Source organism: Aeromonas oralensis (genome assembly GCF_049665575.1).
Taxonomy (GTDB): Bacteria; Pseudomonadota; Gammaproteobacteria; order Enterobacterales; family Aeromonadaceae; genus Aeromonas; species Aeromonas hydrophila.
In genome coordinates this window covers 3,285,513-3,306,555 of sequence record NZ_CP187186.1, presented here as the reverse complement: position 1 = coordinate 3,306,555, position 21,043 = coordinate 3,285,513, and the positions used below count along the sequence as shown (strand labels likewise).

The window sequence follows — 21,043 nt, the reverse complement described above, 5'->3', positions numbered from 1 at the left end:
GCAGCGAAGCAGTACAGGCGGGAATAGCTCAGTTGGTAGAGCACGACCTTGCCAAGGTCGGGGTCGCGAGTTCGAGTCTCGTTTCCCGCTCCAATTTTCCATGGCACCAATCATGGATATCACTTTCAAGGCAATGCCTTGTCAGCATGGCGCGTTAGCAAAGCGGTTATGCAGCGGATTGCAAATCCGTTTAGTCCGGTTCGACTCCGGAACGTGCCTCCATCTTCTTCTTGTTTCATCCCATAACGCATTTTCATTACACCAGCCCGGTGTGGATCACTCTGCTCAATATCCTTGCTGCAACAACAGCTGCTCACAGCCCTGCTGCTGCCACTCCCGTTCCAAATAGCGGTTGACCTGCGTCAGGTCCTGTCCCCGGTATTGAAACTGCACTTCGGCCGAGTGTTCGGTCACATCCATCATCTTCTGTTTCAACTGGCCACATTGCCACATGCTGACGGTGGGCGCTCCCTTGTAGGCCAGCGTGATGCTGTCGGCCTGGTTGAGCTGCCAATCCTGCCACTCCGACCAGAGCAGCAGGCCCAGTATCCCTATGATCGCCATTTCTGCGGGTTTCATCGCACCGACTCCATCTTGAGTGCCAACTCATTAAATCTGGTCGACGGGAGCTGCTTTGCCAGCTTTTGTTGCCTGTAAGTTAATGGATGTAACCCAATTTCACTTTAAGGCTTTTAAGGGATCTTTTTGCAAAAAAATGGGAATCTTGGTGTAGTAATCCTACAAATTGTGGAGTAATCTTTGCTCAGTGGTCTTACCAGTAAGGAGTTCTATCATGTTTCATCCCTATTCCCTGACTCAGATAATTCTTCGTCGCATCTATGTGCTGCTGGTGGGTATGCTGGCCTTCCCCGTGATGCTGTTTCGCAGCGATCGGGCCCGTTTCTACAGCTATCTGCACCGGATCTGGAACAAGACCAGCACCAAGCCGGTATGGCTCAAGATGAGCGAGCGTGGCGAGCGGATCTTCTACTAAGTCAGGTTTCAATTGAAAAAGACAGCTGCGGCTGTCTTTTTTGTCATCAAGTATCGGCCGCCGATGCCCGCACGGTTGTATCGTGCCAATCAAACCCCGCCCTGTAGCGGGGTTTTTTATTGCCTGCAACCCGGGGATTGGCGGCGGCAGGGTGGCGCAGTGCACATTTTCATGGCGAAAGAACATTTGAAAGGGGAATGAAATAACCCTTTAAAAACAATATTTTGACAATTGTGTTTTTTATAGATGTGTCGATTTTGCATTTTTTTTGAAATCAATTCGTCGGCGCCCCGGTTCTATGGAGGGCATCCGGTCGTGACCGATCGGGCACACCACACACAATCAGAAGGAACAGAAAATGAACGTTAAAAAGAGCACTGCCATCGCCTCCGCCATGACCGGTCTGCTGGCCCTCGGCGCCCAGTTTGTCGCCGCCCCTGCCATGGCTGCTGATGAAAAGGAGAAGTGCTACGGGGTGGTGAAGGCGAGCAAGAACGACTGCGCGACCAAGACCAGCTCCTGTGCAGGTACCGCCAAGATGGATGCCCAGGGTGACGCCTTCGTAGTGGTGCCCAAGGGGCTGTGCGAGAAGCTGGCGGGCGGTTCGCTGCAACCCAAGTAAGGCTGGGTGCCACGGTGTTGCCCCAGGGGCACCGTGGCCTTCTTTTGGCTGGTTTGCAGCGAGGCTTTGCGATGAACCCCTTGATTGGTATTGGATTGCGCACGCCCCATTACGACGAGATATTGCGCACCCTGCCGGCGGTTGGCTGGCTGGAGGTGCACAGCGAAAATTACTTTGAACGTCACAGCCGGGGTTTTCAGGTATTGAGCGAGCTGGCCAGGCACTATCCTGTCAGCCTGCACGGCGTCGATATGTCGCTGGGCTCGGCCGATGCACTCGACCTTGAACACCTCGCCAGCCTCTCGGCGCTGGCCCGCGCCATCAAACCGGTGCGCATTTCGGAACACCTCAGCTGGGGCAGCATTGGGGGGCGCCACTTCAACGATCTACTGCCGGTCCCCTATACCCGGGAGGCCTTGCTCACCATGAGCGACAAGATCATGCAGGTGCAGGATGCACTTGGCTGCCGGCTGCTGATTGAGAACCCCTCCTCATACCTGCAACTGGCGGGGGAGATGCCGGAGTGGGAGTTTCTGGCGGAGCTGCAGCGACGCAGCGACTGCGCCATCCTGCTCGATCTCAACAACCTCTACGTCAGTGCCTTCAACCACGGCTTTGCGTGCCGCGACTATCTGGCTGCCATCGACATCGCTACGGTGGGCGAAATTCACCTGGCCGGTTTTACCGATCAGTCTCTGCCACGGGGGCATCTTTACATCGATACCCACAGCGCGCCGGTGAGCGAGCCGGTGTGGGCCCTCTATGAGGAGATCTGCCACAAGCGCGCCATTCCCACCCTGATCGAGTGGGACCTCGAGATCCCCCCGCTCCCCGTGCTGTTGGCGGAGGCCGAGCGCGCGAGCGCCATGCTGGACGCCGCCATGGCCGCTGATCTTGTGCCGGAGGCCGCCCATGTCTGAACTGGCTCGCCGGCAGCAGCAGTTTGCCGAGGGGCTGCTTGGCCAGAGCGAGGCCATCCTGCCCCACATCCACTCCCGTCTCTTTACGGCGGATGCCGTGCTGCAGGTCTATCGCAACCACTTCATCCTGAGCCTTGGCGAGGTGCTGGCGGGCAGCTACCCGGCCCGTCAAAGCCATGGTGGGGGAGGCGTTTTTCGACGCCGCGGCGCGCGGCTTCGTACTGGCAGAGCCGCTCTACGAAGGGAGCGTGATGCACTACGGTGCCGGCTTTGGCGACTGGCTCGCCCGGCTGCCGACCACCGCAAATCTGCCCTGGCTGGGAGAGCTGGCCCGCTTCGAGTGGGCACTGGAGCGCACCAGTTTGCTGGCTGCCGAGCAGCGCCACTGGCCGGCCGAGCGGGTAGCCGCCCTGCCGCCAGCTGCCTGGCAGACGCTGGTGCTGATCCCGGCCTGCGATCTGTGCCTGTTCAACAGCCCGCGCCCGGTTGATGCTCTATGGCAGATGGCCCTGCACGAGGGAGAAACAGTGCAGGATCTGGCCGCTCCCGCCTGGCTCGCCCTCAAGAAACAGCCCGATTGCCGGGTATTGCCGCTGAGCCTGAGCGAAGGAGAGTGGCGCCTGCTGGATGGCTGCCGCCAGGGCATTTCCCTGTCGGCCCTGCTGGCGCGGGACTCGCAGGCTGCAGAGTCTCTGTCCCGCCTCGTCACCCTGGGCCTGTTGGTCGATGTGACCTCAACGCTGGAGTAAATTCGATGACAAATCACAAGTGGACACTGATGCAACCGGTGGGCCCCACCGTTCCCTGGTGGCTGAGCGGTGCCCTGTTGCTGCTGGCCAGATGTTGGGTGGCGGTGGCCTTCTTTCGTTCCGGCTGGCTCAAGCTGAGCGCCTGGGACAGCACCCTCTATCTGTTCGAATTCGAGTATCAGGTGCCCCTGCTGCCCTGGCAGTGGGCGGCCTGGCTTGGCACGGCCACCGAGCTGTTGCTGCCGGTGCTGCTGCTGGTCGGGCTTTTTACCCGGCCGGTCGCCGCCCTGTTGTTTGCCTTCAACATGGTGGCGGTGATCTCCTATCCCACCCTCTGGGCCGGCGGTTTTTACGATCACCAGCTGTGGGGCTGGATGCTGCTGACTCTGGTCGTCTGGGGCGCGGGGCCGCTGGCCTGGGACCAGTGGCGCCTTGCCAGGCGGGCGTGAAGTCTCCACACTGGCGCTTTGTTCAGGTGCCCGTGGGGTGCCTGTTCACCTCAACGAGCATTACAAGGAGAAGCGCCGATGATCATCCGTCAGGCAACGCAGGCAGACATTCCCGCGCTGGTGACCCTGCGCATGGCACTGTTTTGTGAGGTGGGGGAGCTGAGCGAACCGCTGGCCGACCTCGATCTCTGGCAGGCGACCAGCCGCTACTTCAGCACGTCGCAGGCCGAGGAGAGCGCCCGCTCCTGGGTGGCGGAAGTGGATGGCGAGGTGGTGGCGAGTGCGACCCTGGCCCTCTTCGTGCGCCCGCCCTATCCCGGCAACCTGGCGGGGAGGGAGGGCTATCTGCTCAACATGTATACCCTGCCGGCCCACCGCCGGCGGGGGTTGGCCGGCGCCCTGCTGGATCAGATGGCGGACTATGCCAGGGCACAGCAGCTGGGCCGGGTCTGGCTGCACGCCAGCGACGAGGGGCGCCCGCTCTATGAACGGATCGGTTTTGTGGTCAATCCGGCTTACCTGGAGTGGCAGCTCGGGTGATCCCTCGCCGGGCCTGGCACGTATCAGGCGCAGGCTCGCACTGCGAGCCCCTCGCCGGCTGTGGCAAAATATCGGCCAAATTCTGATCGCACCACGGTGCTCAACTAAGATCAGCCTCAACAGGTTCGTGACGGTTCACCCAGCACCGAGTCTTGTGCCCTTTTCCACCTTGTCAGTACAGAGGTATGACATCCATGTTCAACAACAAGCTGAAGGCGCAGTTGCAGGCCTGCCAGGCACAGCTGGCCGAATCCCAGGGCTTCGTGGAGGCGGTCAAGGAAGGGATCGCAACCATCATGTTCACCCCGGATGGCGAGATCCTGGAGGCCAACCAGCCATTCTTGAGCCTGATGGGTTACAGTGCGATGGAGTTGCAGGGGCAGCACCACCGAATGTTTTGCAGCCCGGAGCTGGCTCGCTCTGCCGATTACCAGCAGTTCTGGGCCCAGCTCAAGCAGGGCCGGGTCAAGTCCGGCATCTTCTCGCGTCTCAACAAGCGGGGCGAGGTGGTCTGGTTGGAGGCGAGCTACTTCCCGGTCAAGTCGCAGGGGCGGGTGACCCGGGTGATCAAGATCGCCAGCGACATTACTGACAAGCATCAACAACTGCTGAGCCAGCAGGCGATCACCAAGGCGCTGGAACGCTCGCTGGCGATTATCGAGTTCACTCCGAATGGCGATATCATTTCGGCCAATCCCAATTTCCTGAGCTGTCTCGGCTACACCCTGGCCGAGATAAAGGGGCGCAATCACCGCATGTTCTGCGATGACGCCTTCTATGAAGAGCACCCCCGCTTCTGGGAGGAGCTGGCTCAGGGACAGTTCAAGTCCGGGCTCTTCTTGCGGCGCAACAGTCATGGCGATGCGATCTGGCTGGAGGCCACCTACAACCCGATCTGCGACGAAAGCGGCAAGGTGAACCGGGTCATCAAGTTTGCCAGCGACATCACCGAGCGGGTGACCAAGAGCCACGCCGTGCGCGATGCCGCTCAGGTGGCCCATGCCACGGCCCAGGAGACCCTGCGCAGTGCCGAGCAGGGGGCGGATCTGTTGCGCTCGGTGGTGGACACCTCGTCGCTCATCAGCGAGCAGGTGGACAAGACCATTCTGCTCATCAACCAGCTCAACGAGCAGTCCAAAAGCATCGAGGCGATTGTCTCCACCATCAGCAGCATCGCCGATCAGACCAATCTGCTGGCCCTCAATGCGGCCATCGAGGCGGCCCGGGCCGGGGATCAGGGGCGCGGTTTCGCAGTGGTAGCCGATGAGGTGCGCCAGCTGGCGGCACGCACGTCGCTCTCCACCGACGAGATTGCCAAGGTGGTGCAGAAGAACCGCGAGCTGACCGCCAAAGTGACCGACGACATGGCTAGGGTGGCCGGCAGCGCCGAGCTCGGCAAGCAGCAGATCGATAAGGTCAACGAAGTGATGGCGGAGATCCGGCAGGAGGCCAACAACGTCTCGGCGACCGTCTCCAGCCTCTCCATCTGATGTCGTTCAGGGGGCCTGCCTCGTGAGAGGCAGGCTGTCATCCTGGCCGTTATTTCGACAGGCTGTGTGAATGGTGAGCAGTCAATATCCCAGTCTGAACCCCCGCTGTATCGCGCCCTGCTTGTGAATTGCCCGTTGGTGGCGGCCTGTTTAGGCTTGCCGCCTCATTATTTCTGGAGCAAGCGAAGACGATGGCAACGAGAAGAAAGGGCAGGGCACTGGCGCTGCTGGCGGGCATGGTGGCAAGCGTGGGACTGAGCGGCTGCATGGGGCAGATGGGGCTCTCCTCCATGGTGACCAAGGGCAACCTCAGCGTGGTGGACAACCGTTACGGCCGGGCCGGGGTTTTCGTCCTGCTCTCGCCGGTCTACGGCCTGGCGGCCACCGCCGATCTGTTCGTGTTCAACACCATCGAATTCTGGTCGGGCAAGAACCCCATCACCGGCAAGTCGCCGGCGCTGGTGGATCAGAAGCTGGACGCCCTGATCAAGGTCAACCAGCACCTGGATCCGTCCCTCAACAAGGTGCCGCTGGCCATGCTGCCGCAAGGGGTACGTGAGGTGGAGGTGAGCTACCCGGACGAGCGCACCGCCCAGATGGAGGTGCACTACCTGGACGGGCGCAGCAGCCTGATGCGTGGCGAGCAGCGCGGCGCGTTGCTGGACATCTACTTCGACGGCCGGCTGGTGTCGACCCTGACCCCGGCCCAGCTGGAGGAAAAAGCCCGGACTGGCAGCGCCGAGGCGTAAATTCATCTGAATCCAGATCTATTCCTCTCTGGATAAGGTATACCTAGTCAGCAGGCAAGATCGCCATGATGTCCAAGGGAGCAGGCTATGACGGTGAATGGATTGCGGTTGGCAGAGTTGATTGGTTCCCTCAGTCATGCACTCGACATGACCGAGGGACAACCAAGAGGGCACTGCATTCGCTGTTGCTGGATAGGTTCCCGGCTGGCCGAGCGGTTGGCGCTGGATGCCCGGCAGCGCCATGATCTCTATTACATGCTGCTGCTCAAGGATCTGGGGTGCAGCAGCAATGCGGCCCGTATCTGCGAGCTCTATCTCACCGACGATCTTCACTTCAAACGCGACTTCAAGCTGGTGGATGGCTCCCTCTCCGAGGTGGTCAACTTCGTGCTGGGCCACACCGGCTTGCAGGCGGATCTGCTGGGGCGTTTTCGCAGCCTGTTCCATATCTTTCGCAACGGCGATCAGATAGCCAACGAATTGATCCAGACCCGTTGCCACCGGGGGGCGGACATCGCTCGCCAGTTGCGGTTCAGTGAAGAGGTCGCCGCCGGCATCCTCTCTCTGGATGAGCACTGGAACGGCAAAGGTCGTCCGTTGCAACTGGCCGGTGACGCGATTCCGCTCTTCTCTCGCATAGCGCTGCTCTGCCAGGTGGTGGATGTGTTTCACGCTACTGCTGGCCCTGATGCAGCCCTCAAAGAGCTGCGCGAGCGCAGCGGCAGCTGGTTTGATCCTCAATTGGTTAGCGAGTTTGAGGCGTTGGCGGATGATGACTTCTGGCAAGGACTGGCGGATCCCAGGTTGGCTGAGTGGGTGTTCGTTCACCCGGCCGGGCAGGGGGAAGTCGCTCTGGATGAAGACTATCTGGACGAGATCGCGGCGGCGTTCGGCCAGGTGGTGGACTCCAAAAGTCCCTACACCGCTGGTCATAGTGGCCGGGTGGCGCTCTATACCGACATCCTCGCCACCCAGATGGGCTTGTCCGAGCAGCGACGACGCTGGCTCAAGCGCGGCGCTCTGCTCCACGACGTGGGCAAGCTGGGGGTGAGCAACGCCATTCTCGACAAGCCGGGCAAGCTGGATGCGCAGGAGTGGGCCGCCGTGCAGATGCATGCCGCCTATACCGAGGAGATCCTGAGTCGCATCGGGGCGTTCGAGGAGCTGGCGCAAGTGGCGGGGGCCCACCATGAGCGCCTCGATGGCAAGGGTTATCCCAAAGGATTGAAAGGGGACGAGATAGCCTTGGAGACCCGCATCATCACCACGGCCGACATTTTTGATGCCATCACGGCCAAACGCCCCTATCGCGGCGCCATCCCGGTGCCCCAGGCGCTGGAGATGATGGCCGAGACGCTGGGGTCGGCCATTGATCCGGACTGCTTTGCTGCCCTGCAGGCGGGGATCCAGGATTTTTCCCTCTACCTCCCGTTCGAGCAGCCGCTGGCAAACGCCAGTTAATGTTGGCGCCATATCTGGCCTCAAGCCATTGGCCTGAGATGACAACGCCCCGCTTTGCGGGGCGTTTTGCTATGGGTGGCTCTGGCTGCGGGGCGGGTGCATCACCAGGCCCAGCAGCCGGCGCAGGTGGGTGAGCTGCTCGGTGAGCTGCAGGTTGAGCCACAGATAGCCGCTGATGGCGGCCTCGCCGCCGGCGTCGATCCGCACCCTACCGGCCGCCTTCTGCAGACGGCTGATGGCCAGCTCCGAGCCCTGCAGCTCGCCGCTCTTGAGCATCAGCGCCAGCTCGCTCATCAGCGCCTCGGTCGCCTGCTGGCAGGCGCGCAGCTCCGGGGTGCTCTGCATCAGAAAGTGGCTCTGGCGATCGCGCCAGTAGGTGTTGGCCAGCATCTCCAGGGTGCAGAGGGTGTTGCGCATGGTGGTCTGGATCGCTTCGAACAGGGCGCTGCCAAGGCGGGTCTCCTTGACGGCCGGGGTCAGCAGGGGGCGCAGGCTCACCATCTTGGAGAGCAATCTGGCGTGGCTGTGGGCGAGGCGCGGCCGCTCCAGTACGTTGGGGGAGAGGTGGGTGTGATAGAGCCGCTGGGCCTGCTGCAGGGTGTCGTGCATCTGCAGTCGCCAGTGGCTGTAGGCGCGCTGGGGATAGATGCTGCAAAACAGCAGCGCCAGCAGGGAACCCAGGATCACGTCGGCACTGCGCCACAAGGCGGTCTCGATGTCACCGGGCATGGCCCCCATGGTGACGCCGAGGGTGATGCCGATGAGCAGCCCCACGTAGGGGCGCTTGCCGAGCGCCAGATAGCCGCACAAAAACATGATGCAGCCGCACCACAGCAGCATCAGTGGCAGGGAGTAGAGCTCGAGATAGAGCGCCACCACCCCGCAGCTGGCGCCGAAGATGGTGCCGACCACCCGCTGCAGCGCGCGCGACAGCACATTGCCCCAGAACGAGATAGGGCCCATCACCACCACCAGGGTGATGAGGGGCCAGGTGCTTTCTGGCAGCTTCAGCTCGCGGGTCAGCAGAAAGGTGAGCATGAAGGCAAGCGCGATGCGCAGGCCGTGGACGATGCGGTAGTGACCGTAGATCAGCAGATCGAGCCGGGAGAGGGGGGCATTCAGGCGCAAGGGACAAGCCTCGGATTCATGGGGGCAGCCACCCCGCCACGCCCGGCGGGGTGGAGACCGGTATCAGGCCACTCGTCCCTGGAGTGGGTGGATCCAGACCCGCTCGCCGACCGCGATGGCCGGCTGGGCGGGGACGATTTCAATCAGGCAGTTGGCATCGCTCATGGAGCTGAGGATGCCGGAACCCTGCGGCCCGGTGGTGCGCACCCGCAGCACGCCGCTGGCATCCTGATGGAAGATGCCGCGTAGGAACTCGGTGCGCCCGGGTCGGCTCTTCATCTGCTGCTCGGCCAGCGCGGAGAGGCGCAGCGGTTGCCACACCCGGCCCTGCAGGCGGGCGATGGCGGGCTCGACGAATTGCAGGAAGCAGATCATGGCAGCCACCGGGTTGCCGGGCAGGCCGAAGAAGGGGGTCTGCCCCAGCTTGCCGAAGGCGAGCGGACGGCCCGGCCGCATCTGGATGCGCCAGAAGGCTATCTGGCCAAGCTCGGCGAGCACCTGCTTGATGAAGTCGGCATTGCCCACCGACACCCCGCCCGAGCTCAGCACCAGGTCGGTGTCGGCCGCGGCCTGTGCCAGCTGCTGGCGCAGGATGACGGGATCATCGGGGATGATGCCAAGGTCCATCACCTCGCAGCCAGCCCCGGCGATGAGCGCCATCAGGGTGAAGCGGTTGCTGTCGAAGATGTGGCCGGGGGCGAGCGTCTCGCCCGGTGCCTGCACCTCGTCGCCGGTGCTGAACAGCGCCACCTTGAGCGGGGTACGCACGCTGAGCCGGGCTTGACCAAGGGATGCTGCAAGCCCGAGCTGAGGGGCACCGAGGCGGGTGCCGGCCGCGATGGCGACCGCGCCCAGCGCCAGATCTTCGCCGGCCTGACGCACGTTCTGCCCCGCCTTGATGGGGGCGCTGACGCTGACCCATTCACCGTCAAGCTGGGTCTCTTCGCGCATCACCACGGTGTCGACGCCGGGGGGCAGCGGGGCGCCGGTCATGATCTGCACCGCCTGTCCGGCCAGTACCGGCTCGCTGCGCGGCCGGCCCGCCAGCACTTCTCCCACCAGTAGCCAGCGGCCGGCGGCGAGATCGTCGCTGCGCAGGCCAATGCCGTCCATCGCCGAGTTGGCGTGGGGCGGCACATTGATGGGGCTCACCAGGTCGCTTGCCAGCACGGCGCCTTGGCAGCGTGCGAGCGGCAGGTCGATGCTGCGGGTAGAGGGGGCGAGTGCGTCAAGAATGGCCTGACGCGCCCCCTCGACCGACAGAAAGCCGTTGCCAGCCTCCTGCTCCCGCGTCTGACTCTCTTTGAGCCAGTGGCAGACGAAGTCGGCGATGGCCTCCAGATCATTGATGTCGAGCCGGGGCAGGGTGGTCTCTGCGGGCTGGTCGCTGGCCACGGCGATGATGTCGCGATAACTCGGGAACAGCAGCGGCTTGCCGATGGCGGCGCGGTGCAGCTCGATTTTCGGGAAGTGCTCGTGCTTGAACCCTTCCACCAGCAGCAGGTCGAGGCTGCGCTGATCGAAGCTGGCCAGCAGCTCGCGAAAATCGGCCTCACCCAGATCGGTCTCAACGATGCGGGCGTGACGGCGGCGGGAGGCCACCATCATCTGGCTGGCGCCGGCCTGACGCAGGCGGTGGCTGTCCTTGCCCGGCTGGTCGATGTCAAAGTAGTGGTGGGCGTGCTTGAGCACCCCGAGGCGCAGGCCGCGGCTCACCAGCAGGGGGATGAGCTGCTCGAGCAGGGTGGTCTTGCCGGTGCCGCTCCAGGCGGCAAAGCCGAGCAGGGGCAGGGTGGGGGCCGGGGTCATGAGGTGGCTCCTTGTCCGGTCGCGGAGTCTGGCAGGCGCGCCTCGTAGGCGGCCAGCTCGTCCGGGCTGTTGAGATTGATGAAGGCATCCGGCTGGTCGGCAAAGCTCACCACCGCCATCTGGTGGCGGGCAAACCAGATATCGATTTTGCGCTCTCCCTCGGCCAGCGCGGCGGACAGGGAGGGGAGCAGGGATTTGTGCAGCAGGGCCACCACGGGTTGCAGCCAGTCGCCGTCATGGGCCACCACCAGCTCGGTCGCCGGAGTCAGGGCGGCGCGAAAGCGCGCCATCAGATCGCGGGGCAGGGCGGGGCCGTCGCAGGGCACGAACAGCACCCAGTCGTGACGGGCGGCGGCAAGGCCGGCCTGCATGCCCGCCAGCGGGCCGAGATAGTCGGGGTTGTCGTCGCCGATGACCGGGGCCAGCGCCTGGTAGCGGGCCTGGCTGCGGTTGGCGTTGATCAGGATCTCGTCCACCTGGGGCCTCAGTCGGTCAAGCACGTGGTCGATGAGCGGGCGGCCCGCCAACTCGACCCAGCCCTTGTCGGCGCCCCCCATGCGGGTGGCGCGGCCGCCGGCCAGCACCACGGCGGAGACGGGAAAGCGGTCAGTACGAGGTTCGCTGTTTGAGGTCATGTCGCTCGATGATTTTCAAAGAGTGGGTTCGTGCAGCCGGCCCCGGGCGAGGGTCCATTGCCGCTCGCACAGGTCGGTCAGATCGTTGCTCTGGTGGCTGATGATGACCAGGCCGCTGCCCTGTTCCCGCAGATCTTGCGCCATGGCGGCCATCAGGGCAACCGAATGTGCATCCAGATTGGCGGTGGGCTCGTCCATCAGCAAAAAGGCGGGCTGCAGCGCCCAGGCACGAGCCATGGCCAGCCGCTGGCGTTCGCCGCCAGACAAAATGCTGATGTGCTCCCGTGCCAGGCTCTCCAGTTCGACCCGGCGCAGCGCCTCGAACACCCGCACCTCGTCGGCGGCGCGATGGCCGAGGGCCCAGGCCACGTTGTCGTGCACGCTGCGATCAAACAGGTAGGGGGTCTGGTGCAGGTAGGTGACCCGGCCCGGCCCCGGATCGCGCTTGAGCCACTGGCCGAGCTTGCCGCGCCAGCCAGAGGGGAGGTTGGTGTGGCCCCGGGTCGGGGTGAGCAGGCCGGCCAGGATCTTGAGCAATGTGGTCTTGCCCACCCCGTTCGCGCCGCGCAGCCAGATGGCGTCGCCGGCCGCGATGGAGAGCTGCTCAATCTGGAACAGGTCGCGCTCGCCAAAGCGCATCATCAGCTGGTAGGCGGTCAGGGCCATGGCGTACTCCGGTGGATGGACGGTGGGGGCATGGTCGGTTCTTCACATAACCGTGGCCGCGACAGAGATAGGGTCAGCATTTGGCTATGGATAATAGTGCGCTGCGCCATGGTCAGTTCTTCAGATAGCTGTGACCACGGCACGCGGTCAGCAACAGGTTGAGCAGCAGGGCCAGGGCCAGCAGCACGATGCCGAGCGCCACCCCCTGGGTGAAGGCCCCTTTCTGGGTCTCCAGCGCGATGGCGGTGGGGATGTTGCGGGTGAAGTGCAAAATGTTGCCCCCCACCATCATGGAGCAGCCCACCTCGGTGACGATGCGGCTGAAGGCGCCGATCACCGCCGCCAACAGGCCGAAGCGGCACTCACGCATCAGCCCGAGCAGCGCCTTGGGCCAGGAGAGCCCCAGGGTGCGGGCGGTCTCCCAGGCGCGCCGGTCGCTCTGCACGAACGCCGCGTGAGCCATGGTGGCGATCACCGGAAAGGCGATCAGCATCTGCCCCACCACCATGGCCTGCTGGGTGAACAGCATCTTCCAGTCGCCGAAGGGGCCGGCCCGCGACAGCAGCATGTAGAGCAAGAGGCCAATCACCACGGTCGGCACCGACTGCAGGGTATTGATGCAGGAGAGCCAGAGCCAGCGCGCCGGGATCGGCAGATAGGCCAGCGCGAAGCCGAGCAGCAGGGCCGGCAGCAGCACCAGCCCGAGCGCGAGGCCCGATACCGAGAAGGAGACCCCCACCACCTGCCACAGCTCGGTGTCACCACTGAACAGCAGCGCCAGGGCGGCCAGTGTGGTTTCGATCAGGGTCGGCACCGGGCGCCTCCGTCACTCAAGGTGGCGAGGGGCGCCAGGGGCAGGTCGCGCAGGGTCGGCCGTGGCATCACTGCGGCTTGGCATCGGCCACGAACAGCGGCTGGCCGGCCACCTTGAAGTCACCGATAAGCTGCTGACCATGCTGGGAGACCAGCCAGTTCTTCAGGGTGCGGGCCCCTTCGGTGTTGAGATCCGGGTAGCGCTTGGGGTTGACCAAGATCACCTGGTAGGGGTTGAACAACCGCTTGTCCCCCTCCAGCAGCACGGCGAGATCCAGCTTGCTCTGGTAGGCGAGCCAGGTGCCGCGGTCGGTCAGGGTGTAGGCACCCAGCTCCGAAGCCATGGTCAGGGTCGGCCCCATGCCCTGGCCGATGGACTTGTAGCCGGCGAACTCAGGCTTGACGTCGGCCGCCTGCCACAGGGTCTTCTCCTTGATGTGGGTGCCGGACTCGTCCCCGCGGGAGATAAAGGTCTGCCCCTTGTCCTTGATGGTTTGCAGCGCCTTGGCGGCATCGTGCAGCTTGGACAGACCCGCCGGATCTTTCGCCGGGCCGACGATGACGAAGTCGTTGTACATCAGGTGCTCAGGCTCGATGCCAAAGCCCGCCTCGACGAAGGCCTTCTCGGCAGAGGGGGCGTGGGTCATCACCAGATCCGCGTCGCCGTTCTCGCCCATCTTCAGGCTCTGGCCGGTACCGGCCGCCATCACCTGCACCGGGTAGCCGGTCTCCTTGGTGAACTGGGGCAGCAGCCAGCCCAGCAGGCCGGACTGTTCGGTGCTGGTGGTGGTGGCGAGGCGGATGGGCGCCTTGGTCTCGGCATGGCTGGCAGCGCTCCAGAGCGGCAGGCTGAGCAGCAGGGCGGAGGAGAGGGCAAGGGCGAGGCGTTTGCGCACTGTGGCTGTGATCATGATGTCAGGGTACCCGGTGATGGAGAGAGGGCAGGACTAAGCAAGCAGGGTGCCAAGCTGACCACGTGCCTTGTTCTGCCCGGTTTTTAATGTGAAAACAGTCGGTTAAGCGCACTAATTGCGTGATGGCACCGTCGCTTTTAATAAACGGAGTTGGCACTTGGGGCCGGTTAGCGACAAAATGTCCCACAGTTTATAAGGTCGGTGGGACAATCCCGGAACCTTGTCGAATCTGAGGTACTTTTTTCATGACTGCACCCGCCAGCCGCTGGTCCGCCCTCTCCTTGCTCATCGTCGACGACGAACCCGGCATGCGCAGCTTCCTCGCCAAGGCGCTGGCCCGCCGCTTCGCCCAGATAGAGACGGCCGCCAGCGTGGAGGAGGCCGAGGCCCTGCGCTGCCGCCTGCATTTTGATCTCATCATCGCCGACATCCGCCTGCCGGGGCGCTCCGGCATCGAGTGGCACGAGGCCATCGACCCCGCCACCCGACGCAGCGACATCATCTTCATGACCGGTTTCGGCGACATGGAGACCGCCCTCAAGGCGCTGCGGCTCGGCGCCAGCGACTTCATTCTCAAACCCTTCAACCTGGATCAGATGGTGCAGGCGGTGGATCGGGTCATCGAGCGCCGCCAGATGGAGCGGGAGAACCTGCTGCTGCGCCGGGAGGTGAGCAAGCTGTTCCCGCCCACCCTGATTGGCGACAGCGCCAAGACCCGCGAGCTCAAGACGCTGATCGCCCGGGTCGCCCCCTCCAACGCCGCCGTGCTGGTGGAGGGGGAGTCCGGCACCGGCAAGGAGCTGGTGGCCCGCGCCCTGCACCAGCTCTCCGGCCGGATGGGGGCCTTCGTGCCGCTCAACTGCGCCTCCATCGCCCCCGAGCTGCTCGAAAGCGAGCTGTTCGGTCACGTGCAGGGGGCCTTTACCGGCGCCCGCAAGGGGCGCGACGGCCTGTTCCGGGTCGCCCACCAAGGCACGCTGTTTCTGGACGAGATCGGCGAGATGCCGCTCGCCATGCAGGCTTCCCTGCTGCGGGCGCTGGAGCAGAAGGCCATCCGTCCGGTGGGGGCCGAGCGGGAGCTTTCGGTGGACGTGCGCATCGTCGCCGCCACCAACCGCAACCTGAAGGCGGAGGTGGAGGCGGGCCGTTTTCGTGAAGACCTCTTCTATCGCCTCAACGTGGTGGCGCTGCCGGTGGCCCCCCTGCGCGAGCGGATCGACGACATCCCGGCCCTGGTGCACCACTTCACCCGCCAGCTCACCGCCGAGATGGGCATGGGTGCCCTGCACTGGACCCACGAGGACGTGGTGGCCATGCAGGCCTACCCCTGGCCCGGCAACGTGCGCGAGCTGCGCAACCTGATCGAGCGTTGCCTGCTGCTGGGCAAGCCGCCCGCCGAGTACTGGCAGAGCGCCAAGCCGGCCGAGTCGGCACGGAGCGAGGAGGGCTATCCGCTGGAATGGGCGCTGGCCGAGGTGGAGAAGGCGCACATCCTGCAGGTGGTGGCGAGCCATGATGGCAACAAGTCGGCCGCCTCCCGGGTGCTCGGGGTGGCGCGCAAGACCCTGGAGCGCAAGTTCAAGGAGTGGGCCATCGAATGAGCCGGCTCGCCCCTTGCCGCCGGAGTGAGTCATGAGGCTGGCGCAGATCCCTGGGTTGCTCAGAACCAAGGTACGCTGGCGTCTGCTGCTGCTCACCTCGGTGCCCATCATGCTGACCCTGGCCGGCATGATAGGGCTCACTCTCTACTGGACCCTCACCTACAGCTGGCAGAACCTGCTCACCACGGTGCGCAGCGACCTGGGCGTCGCCCACCACGCGGTGAGCGTGCAGCAGCAGCGCCAGGCCGAGCACCTCGAACACCTGCGCGATGCCTGGGCCTTCCAGCTGCAACTGCGCGAATCCCCCCGCTCGCTTGCGCCAATGGGTGATGCCGCTCGCCGCCAACTACGGCCTTGATTTTTTGCGTCTGCGCAGCGGCAGCGAGCTGGATCTGCTGCCCGCGCAGGATCGCGCGGCCCTTGGCGCCGGGCGCAGTGTCAGCCACTTCGTGGTCTGGTCGCGGGAGCAACTGCTGGCGCTCTCGCCGGCGCTGGCCAGCCGCGCCGTGCTGGAGCGGGAATATGATCCGGTGGCGGGGCAGGAGACTCGCGGCCTGGTCAGCCTCTCGCTGACCCCGGTGATGGGGCGGGACGGCAGCCTCTGGGGCGTGCTGGAGGGGGCGAGCTCATCAACGGCAGCACCCGGCTGGTGGACGAGCTCAAGGGGCAGGTGTTTGCCAAGAACACCCTGCCGGCCGGCAGCATCGGCACCGTCACCCTGTTTCTCGGCGATCTGCGGGTGAGCACCAACGTGCCCGCCAGCAGCAGTCGCCAGCTGGGGCGGGCGGTGGGCACCCGGGTGTCGGCACCGGTGCGCGAGCAGGTGCTGGGACGCGGTGAGCCCTGGATTGATCGCGCCTTCGTGCACGACGCCTGGTATGTGTCGGGCTACGAGCCGCTCTTGGGCGCCAATGGCGAGCGCATCGGCATGCTCTATGTGGGTTTTCTCGAGTGGCCCATCATCCGTACCTACCTCACCAACCTGCTGGAGCTGGGCTCCGGCGTGGTGGTGTTGCTGCTGCTCTCCGGTCTGCTGGTCTATCGCGGCGCGCGGGACTTGTTCACCCCCATCGAGCGGATGCACAAGGTGGTGCGCCAGGTGCAGGCGGGTCAGCCGGCCCGCATCGGCGTGCTGGCCCTCGACCCCGATCACGAGCTGGCCCAGCTCGGTCGCCAGTTCGACGCCATGCTGGACCAGCAGGCGGCGCACCAGCAGCAGCTGGCCCGCAGCGCCGACGAGCTGGAGCAGAAGGTGGCCGAGCGTACCCAAAGCCTTGAGCAGAAGACAGCCGAGCTCGAGCACCACATCCACATGCTGACCCAGGCCCGCCAGCAGCTGCTGATCAGTGAGAAGCTGGCGGCCCTCGGCGAGCTCTGCGCCGGGGTGGCCCACGAGATCAACAACCCCCTGGCGGTGATCCTCGGCAACGTGGAGCTGATGAAGCTGGAGCTGGGGGAGGCGGCCGCGCCGGTGAGCGAGGAGCTGGCGCTGGTGCTGGCCCAGATCGAGCGCATTCGCGCCATCACCCGCAGCCTGTTGCAATATTCCCGTCCCGGCGACTACGAGACGGCGCCGGTGTGGCAGCACCTCACCCCCATCATCGAGGAGAGCCTGACCCTGGTGCGCTCCGCCCTGCGCCAGCAGCAGGTGAACCTGGTGGCCGATTTCAGGGCCCAGCAGCCCATTGAGGCGGATCGCCAGCAGCTGCTGCAGGTGCTGATCAACCTCTTGGTCAACGCCAGCCATGCGTTGGGGGAGCAGGGGGAGATCCGGGTCGAGAGCCGCGACTGGCTGGATGACGCCGGGGCCCTGCAGGGGGCCGAGGTGCGGGTCATCGACAACGGCAGCGGCATCGAGGCCGCCATCATCGACAAGATCTTCGACCCCTTCTTCACTACCCGCGCCACCGGTACCGGGCTGGGGCTGGCCTTGAGCCACCGCATCATCAGCCGCTGGGGCGGGGAGCTGTTGGTAGATTCCACCCCGGGGCAGGGCAGCTGCTTTACCATCCGCCTGCGCAGCCACGCCCGGCTGGCCAGCGGCGGCGAGCGCGCCCGGCTGGAGGGGTGGCGTATCGCCCTCAACGCCGAGGGGCGCGAGGCCGGTGGCGACCACCCGTCTTAACCACGCCAGCCACAAAAAAGCTCGCCGAACTTGAAGGGCACGCATTGCCCTCAATGAGGAGGGGCGTGAGGCCGGTGACGACAAGCTGTCTTAACCACTTCAGGCACAAAAAAGCCCGTCAATATTGGTCTTGGCGGGCTTTTTTACGGGAGAGTGAGGGGATACTTACTGCGGGCTCCACACCAGCTTGCCGCTCTGGGTCAGGTCATAGCCGCCGAGGCGGGCCGCCAGCTCGCGCCCTTCGGGGGATTGCAGCCAGCCGATCAACTGCTGCAGCAGGGTGCGAAAGAAGACCCCCTGCGGCATCACCAGATCGAAGCACTCCTGGGAGAGCGGCATGAAGTCGAGGCCGAACTCGGTGGCGGTGCTCTGGGCGCCGGGCCCGACATCGGCATCGCCACGGCTGATGGCGGCGGCCAGCTCCCGCTCGCTGTTGACCTCGAGGGTGCACTCCAGCCGGGTCAGCGACTCGCCCTGGGTTTGCAGCCACTCCTGCAGGGCGCGCTGGCTGCCGGCCCCCTCCTGGCGCATGGCCCAGCGCCAGTCGAGCGCCTGTCTCGCCTCTTTCGGTTGCAAGCCCCGGCGCAGCACCAGCCCCTGCACCCGCCTGAATCCATGAACGATCACCCATTGCCGGTGGCCTTGATACTGCTGCACCAGCGCCGGATGGCGCAGGTGCGCCTCCTCGGCCTGGCCCCAGTGGATGGCGCACAGATCCACATGGCCGCGTGCCAGCATCGCCAGCCCCTGACGGGTGCCGCACGGGGTGTAGCCCACCAGTGCCTGGGTGCCGAGCTGCCGGGCCAAGCGGCTGCTGGCGTAGTGGAGCAGCACGTCGTCCGAGCCCGCCAGCAGCAGCCGGTCGTTCATCACCCCCTCGTGGCAGCTGCCGAGCAGCCAGCGATCGAGCAGGGAGCGGGGAAACAGCCACTTGCCGGTCGCCTTGGTGGCGGGGATGCGCGCCTCGTTGGCGAGCTGGTAGACCTTCTTCTCGTTGAGATCGAGGTACTCGGCCACCTGCTTCACATTCATAAATTCGTTCATGGCTTGTTCCTGACCCCTGTGGTGGCCTGTGTGGTGGCGTGATCGAGATACAGAGCGATCTGCTTGGCACTCATCAACTCGTTCATTACCTAGTCCCGCATCCCGCGACCGGTTGAACCGGGCGCCAGCACCGGCGGCTTCTCGTCCAGCACGATATGGTCGTGGCCGCTGAATACCTCGAAGTGGCGCCCCTTGGCGCGGGCAATCATGGTGATGCCGAGCTGGCGGGCCAGATCCAGCCCCATCTGGGTGACGCCGGAGCGCGACAGCAGCACCGGAATGCCCATCTGCGCCACCTTGATCACCATCTCCGAGGTGAGCCGTCCCGTGGTGTAGAAGATCTTGTCGTGGCCAGCCTCGCCGCGCATCCAGAGCTCGCCCGCCAGCGTATCCACCGCATTGTGGCGCCCCACGTCCTCGACAAAGGAGAGGATTTCGGCGCCGCGACAGATGGCGCAGCCATGGACGGCACCCGCCATCTTGTAGGTTTCGTTATGGGCCGACAGCGCCTTGAGCAGGGCGTAGAGGGTGCTCTGTTTAAGCTCGGGCGCCGCCAAGACCACCCCTTCGAGCTTCTTCATCACGCTGCCATACATGGTGCCCTGACCGCAGCCGGAGGTGACCGTCTTCTTCTCCAGCGACTCGTCGAGATCGGCGGCCTGCTGGCTGCTCACCACGGCGGCGGCCTCGCTCTCCCAGTCGACGATGACCGACTCGATGGCTGCAATGTCCTCGATAAAGCCCTGATTTTTCAGATAACCCAGCACCAGCGCCTCGGGGCGGGCCCCCAGCGTCATCAGGGTTACGATCTCCTTCCAGTTGAGGTAGACCGTCAGTGGCCGCTCACAGGCGATTTGGCGGGTTTGCAGCGTGCCCTGCTCATCCATCACCTCGACGGCCATGGTGAGCTGGGCTGCGGCATTGCTTTTGATAAAGGTCGGTGTCATGGGCCCCTCGCGACCGGTTGCCGGGATCTAAGGGGAGGGATACAGCAAGTTTTGTTCCAGATTAATATGGCAGTAAAGATATATCTATACAGTAGATATCGAAGGTGGCCATTTTGATAGTTTCGTTAGCTGGATGTAGACAAAACATAAATAAAAATGCTTATATAGTATTAGCTACACTTAATTCATTTTATTTTTTCAAGTATTAATGGAATGTAAATATGGCAAAGCCAAGAGTTTTTGTTTCTTCAACATATTATGATTTAAAACACATACGAAATAGTTTAGAAGCATTCATCGATGGTATGGGATATGAGTCCGTATTATTTGAAGATGGCGATATACCATTTCATCATGATGCACCTCTTGATATATCATGCTATGAAGAAATAAAAAATTGCCATATATTGGTATTGATTATTGGCGGGAGGTATGGCAGCCCGGCTTCAGAACCCGATGCCGAACATGGGTTGGAATTTTACAACTCAGTAACTAAGAAAGAATATGAGACCGCACGAAAAAATGACATTCCAATATACATTTTTATAGAAAAGAATGTTCATTCCGAATATCAAACATACAAAAAAAATAGAAAAAAACAGAATATTGAGTATGCTCATGTTGATAATGTAAATATATTCAAATTGATAGATGACATATATTCTCAAAAAAGAAATAATGTTATAAAAGATTTTGAGAAGTTTGATGATTTATCGAGCTGGCTTAAAGATCAGTGGGCCGGATTATTCGCTGATCTTTTATCAGATAAAAAAAGAGATAAAGATCTTGAAGACCTTTCTGCGCAAGTTTCTGGGTTAAAAGAGCTTAGTTCTGTACTCAAAAATTACACTGAATCAATAATGGAAAAGCTACAACCTGAAAATTTTGAAGAAATAATTACATCTTCAAATAAAGCACTTAGAGAAAGCCAGATTCAAATTTTTGAAAACCATCCAATGATTAAATATATTATTGCGATGTCCACCAAAAAAATTGGTGTGGATGAATTATATAGTGCATTTGAACAATCAAAAACCGTTGGTGATTTTTTGAGAAGTGCTGGCTATAGCGACGATTTTGTTAATGAAATTGAAAAAAATGAAGGTGCTCACCGAGATTATGCAATCATCAAGAAGGAAGTTGGATAATATCAATATAGCTACATGCTATGCGTTGAATTTTTGGTGATATTGATTCATTATTTCCATAATGAAGTCATTTTATCTATCTCGTATGTTGGGTTAAATCGTAGGTTGGTGCTGAGTGCAGTGAAGCCCAACGTTTACCGCGAACATTCTTATCAAGGCAATAATCGGATAATTCAGGCATATTCGATTATTGCCACTCCCTCGATTAGATACACAGGCTGATTGGTTTTACTCCGCAT

At 62.5% G+C, this 21,043-nt stretch carries 18 protein-coding genes, 2 tRNA genes and 3 pseudogenes; 14 read left to right on the top strand and 9 right to left on the bottom strand.

Going from position 1 to position 21,043, the window contains the following annotated elements; translation table 11 throughout:
• The first annotated feature begins 17 nt into the window (after nucleotides 1-17).
• A tRNA-Gly gene (locus ACPDZI_RS15285) sits at nucleotides 18-93 on the top strand.
• A gap of 55 nt (nucleotides 94-148) precedes the next feature.
• Nucleotides 149-222: transfer RNA gene (locus ACPDZI_RS15280), tRNA-Cys, on the top strand.
• Between the two features lie 63 nt (nucleotides 223-285).
• Here ACPDZI_RS15280 and ACPDZI_RS15275 read toward each other — a convergent pair.
• Nucleotides 286-579, bottom strand: a complete 294-nt coding sequence (locus tag ACPDZI_RS15275) for a hypothetical protein (RefSeq protein WP_011706880.1) — start codon at nucleotides 577-579, stop codon at nucleotides 286-288.
• A gap of 214 nt (nucleotides 580-793) precedes the next feature.
• Between ACPDZI_RS15275 and ACPDZI_RS15270 the strand changes: the two genes are divergently transcribed.
• The 9 genes and pseudogenes from ACPDZI_RS15270 (at nucleotide 794) to ACPDZI_RS15230 (ending at nucleotide 7,974) form a co-directional block, all read left to right on the top strand.
• On the top strand, nucleotides 794-994 hold the full coding sequence (locus ACPDZI_RS15270; RefSeq protein WP_011706879.1) for a YbfA family protein: 201 nt from the start codon (nucleotides 794-796) through the stop codon (nucleotides 992-994).
• 358 nt (nucleotides 995-1,352) lie between these two features.
• On the top strand, nucleotides 1,353-1,616 hold the full coding sequence (locus tag ACPDZI_RS15265) for a BufA1 family periplasmic bufferin-type metallophore (RefSeq protein ID WP_016351554.1): 264 nt from the start codon (nucleotides 1,353-1,355) through the stop codon (nucleotides 1,614-1,616).
• A gap of 71 nt (nucleotides 1,617-1,687) precedes the next feature.
• Complete coding sequence (gene bufB, locus ACPDZI_RS15260; protein ID WP_438833423.1) at nucleotides 1,688-2,536, top strand: MNIO family bufferin maturase; 849 nt, start codon at nucleotides 1,688-1,690, stop codon at nucleotides 2,534-2,536.
• Nucleotides 2,529-3,285 (top strand): annotated as a pseudogene (locus ACPDZI_RS15255) (HvfC/BufC family peptide modification chaperone). Before bufB ends, ACPDZI_RS15255 begins: the two are co-directional and overlap by 8 nt.
• Before the next feature lie 5 nt (nucleotides 3,286-3,290).
• Complete coding sequence (locus ACPDZI_RS15250) at nucleotides 3,291-3,734, top strand: DoxX family protein (protein ID WP_024944144.1); 444 nt, start codon at nucleotides 3,291-3,293, stop codon at nucleotides 3,732-3,734.
• 78 nt (nucleotides 3,735-3,812) lie between these two features.
• A complete protein-coding gene (locus ACPDZI_RS15245) occupies nucleotides 3,813-4,274 on the top strand; it encodes a GNAT family N-acetyltransferase (protein WP_438833422.1) in 462 nt (153 codons plus the stop codon).
• 194 nt (nucleotides 4,275-4,468) lie between these two features.
• Nucleotides 4,469-5,764 carry a methyl-accepting chemotaxis protein gene (locus ACPDZI_RS15240; RefSeq protein WP_276843102.1) on the top strand — a complete coding sequence of 432 codons (1,296 nt, stop codon included), beginning with the start codon at nucleotides 4,469-4,471 and terminating at the stop codon, nucleotides 5,762-5,764.
• Between the two features lie 128 nt (nucleotides 5,765-5,892).
• Nucleotides 5,893-6,513 carry a DUF3332 domain-containing protein gene (locus ACPDZI_RS15235; RefSeq protein WP_076360281.1) on the top strand — a complete coding sequence of 207 codons (621 nt, stop codon included), beginning with the start codon at nucleotides 5,893-5,895 and terminating at the stop codon, nucleotides 6,511-6,513.
• 87 nt (nucleotides 6,514-6,600) lie between these two features.
• Entirely contained in the window at nucleotides 6,601-7,974 is a 1,374-nt protein-coding gene (locus ACPDZI_RS15230; RefSeq protein WP_017409128.1) for an HD-GYP domain-containing protein, read from the top strand.
• A 69-nt stretch (nucleotides 7,975-8,043) separates the two neighbouring features.
• Here ACPDZI_RS15230 and ACPDZI_RS15225 read toward each other — a convergent pair whose 3' ends face one another.
• From ACPDZI_RS15225 to ACPDZI_RS15200, 6 genes and pseudogenes are all read right to left on the bottom strand, one after another.
• Entirely contained in the window at nucleotides 8,044-9,102 is a 1,059-nt protein-coding gene (locus tag ACPDZI_RS15225; RefSeq protein WP_438833421.1) for an FUSC family protein, read from the bottom strand.
• Nucleotides 9,103-9,165: 63 nt separating this feature from the next.
• Nucleotides 9,166-10,911, bottom strand: a complete 1,746-nt coding sequence (locus tag ACPDZI_RS15220) for a bifunctional molybdopterin-guanine dinucleotide biosynthesis adaptor protein MobB/molybdopterin molybdotransferase MoeA (protein WP_438833420.1) — start codon at nucleotides 10,909-10,911, stop codon at nucleotides 9,166-9,168.
• Nucleotides 10,908-11,546 (bottom strand): molybdenum cofactor guanylyltransferase MobA, encoded by a 639-nt coding sequence (gene mobA, locus ACPDZI_RS15215; RefSeq protein WP_029299481.1) that lies wholly within the window; start codon nucleotides 11,544-11,546, stop codon nucleotides 10,908-10,910. Before mobA ends, ACPDZI_RS15220 begins: the two co-directional genes overlap by 4 nt.
• Nucleotides 11,518-12,212: pseudogene (locus ACPDZI_RS15210) on the bottom strand (energy-coupling factor ABC transporter ATP-binding protein). Before ACPDZI_RS15210 ends, mobA begins: the two are co-directional and overlap by 29 nt.
• Before the next feature lie 112 nt (nucleotides 12,213-12,324).
• Nucleotides 12,325-13,026 (bottom strand): ABC transporter permease, encoded by a 702-nt coding sequence (locus ACPDZI_RS15205; RefSeq protein WP_139707064.1) that lies wholly within the window; start codon nucleotides 13,024-13,026, stop codon nucleotides 12,325-12,327.
• A gap of 67 nt (nucleotides 13,027-13,093) precedes the next feature.
• On the bottom strand, nucleotides 13,094-13,936 hold the full coding sequence (locus ACPDZI_RS15200; protein WP_438833419.1) for a substrate-binding domain-containing protein: 843 nt from the start codon (nucleotides 13,934-13,936) through the stop codon (nucleotides 13,094-13,096).
• 248 nt (nucleotides 13,937-14,184) lie between these two features.
• Here ACPDZI_RS15200 and ACPDZI_RS15195 point away from each other — a divergent pair, with 248 nt between their 5' ends.
• Together ACPDZI_RS15195 and ACPDZI_RS15190 are read left to right on the top strand one after the other, a co-directional pair.
• Entirely contained in the window at nucleotides 14,185-15,540 is a 1,356-nt protein-coding gene (locus tag ACPDZI_RS15195) for a sigma-54-dependent transcriptional regulator (protein WP_017409121.1), read from the top strand.
• Nucleotides 15,541-15,571: 31 nt separating this feature from the next.
• A pseudogene (locus ACPDZI_RS15190) lies at nucleotides 15,572-17,665 on the top strand (sensor histidine kinase).
• Nucleotides 17,666-17,830: 165 nt separating this feature from the next.
• Here ACPDZI_RS15190 and ACPDZI_RS15185 read toward each other — a convergent pair.
• Both ACPDZI_RS15185 and ACPDZI_RS15180 read right to left on the bottom strand, forming a co-directional pair.
• Nucleotides 17,831-18,697 carry a substrate-binding domain-containing protein gene (locus ACPDZI_RS15185; RefSeq protein ID WP_438834584.1) on the bottom strand — a complete coding sequence of 289 codons (867 nt, stop codon included), beginning with the start codon at nucleotides 18,695-18,697 and terminating at the stop codon, nucleotides 17,831-17,833.
• A 101-nt stretch (nucleotides 18,698-18,798) separates the two neighbouring features.
• Nucleotides 18,799-19,656, bottom strand: coding sequence for a formate dehydrogenase accessory sulfurtransferase FdhD (locus ACPDZI_RS15180; protein WP_438833418.1), 858 nt, complete (start codon nucleotides 19,654-19,656; stop codon nucleotides 18,799-18,801).
• 221 nt (nucleotides 19,657-19,877) lie between these two features.
• On the opposite strand from ACPDZI_RS15180, the gene ACPDZI_RS15175 reads away from it, so the two are divergent.
• The gene (locus tag ACPDZI_RS15175; RefSeq protein ID WP_438833417.1) at nucleotides 19,878-20,804 is read left to right on the top strand and encodes a DUF4062 domain-containing protein; all 927 of its coding nucleotides are present in this window, start codon (nucleotides 19,878-19,880) and stop codon (nucleotides 20,802-20,804) included.
• Nucleotides 20,805-21,043: the final 239 nt, after the last annotated feature.